This is a genomic window from Streptomyces recifensis, from assembly GCF_002154615.1.
GTDB classification, from domain to species: domain Bacteria; phylum Actinomycetota; class Actinomycetes; order Streptomycetales; family Streptomycetaceae; genus Streptomyces; species Streptomyces griseoluteus.
On sequence record NZ_MUNH01000852.1, the window covers coordinates 1 to 1,507 of the forward strand.

General features: G+C 75.2%; 1 protein-coding gene. It reads right to left on the reverse strand.

Annotated elements, in window-relative coordinates:
* Nucleotides 1–152: 152 nt before the first annotated feature.
* A partial coding sequence (locus tag CCN33_RS30325; protein WP_208621996.1) for an ERAP1-like C-terminal domain-containing protein occupies nucleotides 153–1,507 on the reverse strand: 1,355 nt, incomplete at its 5' end.

A 1,507-nucleotide genomic window follows, 5' to 3' on the forward strand; every position in this document is an offset into this window, starting at 1 on the left:
CGTCCCGTGTCACGGCGACGGTGCCGGCCGGGTGGAAGGCGGGTGAGCGCTTCCTGGGGCGGCTCGGCTTCGCCCTTGAGGCGCCGGAGGGCGCGCTGCGCCGGGCGGAGTGGCTGCGGGGGTCCTGAGCCACGCCGCCCGGCGTCGAGAGGCTACTCCCCGCGCACCCTCAACGCCCGTGCCAGGTCGTCGAGTTCGTCGCCGAGCCTGCGCCGCAGCGCGGGCACCGGGTCGGCGTCGCGCAGGCACGCCTTCCCCAGCGCGAGGTTCTCGGGGTCGACGGCGTGGTGCGGGAAGGCCCAGGCACCGGCGGCGGTGGCGATGGCGGGCCCGCGCCGGGCGGACACGGCGACCGCGTCGTCGTAGTAGCGGGGTACGTACTCCTGGACGAGGTCGGCCTGTTCGGGCTGCCAGAAGCCCTGGGCGGTGGCCTTGAACAGGTAGTTGGAGAGGTCGTCGGTGGCGAACATCGCCTCCCAGGCCCGCCGCTTGGCCTCGGGGTCGGGCAGCGCGGCGCGGCAGCGGGCGGCGCCCTCCTGGCCGTTGGCGGAGGGGTCGCGCTCCAGTTCGGCGGCGATGGCGGCCTCGTCGGTGGCGCCGAGCACGGCGAGCCGGCCGAGGATGCGCCAGCGCAGCTCGGGGTCGAGTTCGGGGCCGCCGGGTACGGTGCCGTCGGCGAGCCAGGCGGCGATGGTGTCGGGCTGCGCGGCGACGTCGATGAAGTGCCGTACGGCGACCAGGCGCAGGCCGGGGTTGTCGCCGTCCTCGGTGCGGCGCAGCAGGTCGCGGCAGAGGGAGCGGAGGGTGGCGAGGGCCGCGGGCCGCTCCTCGGGGGTGAGGTAGCGGTCGGCGACGTGGGTGCCGGCGAAGGCCAGGACGCCCTCGACGAGGGCGAGGTCGGTCTCCAGCGGCAGGTGGGCGCGGGCGGTCTCCAGGTAGGCGGTGGGCGGTAGTTCGCCGTCGCGGACCGCGTCGCGCAGGGCGTTCCAGACGACGGCGCGGGTGAGCGGGTCGGGCAGGCCGGAGAGGCTGGTGCGCAGGGTCTCGAAGGACTCGGGGTCGAAGCGGACCTTGGCGTAGGTGAGGTCGCCGTCGTTGAGGAGGAGCAGCGCGGGCCGCTTGCCGAGCGGCTGGGGCGCGGTCTGCGGAACGTCGAGGCCGACGCGTTCGCGCAGGGTCAGGCGGCCCTCCTCGGTGAGGTCGTGGTCGTAGAGGCCGGCGGTGACGCGGTGCGGGCGGCTGCCCTCCTGCTCGATGGTCAGGACGCGCTGGCCGTCGGTGGTGGTGAGGCGGGGGGTGAGCTTGTCGACGCCGGTGGTGCGCAGCCAGGCGTCGGCCCAGGCGGGTACGTCGCGCTCGGTGGCGGAGGCCAGGGAGTCGATGAAGTCGGCGAGGGTGGCGTTGCCGAACCGGTGCCGCTCGAAGTGGACGTTGATGCCGGCCAGGAAGTCCTTCTCGCCGAGCCAGGCGACCAGTTGGCGCAGGGCGGAGGCGCCCTTGGCGTAGG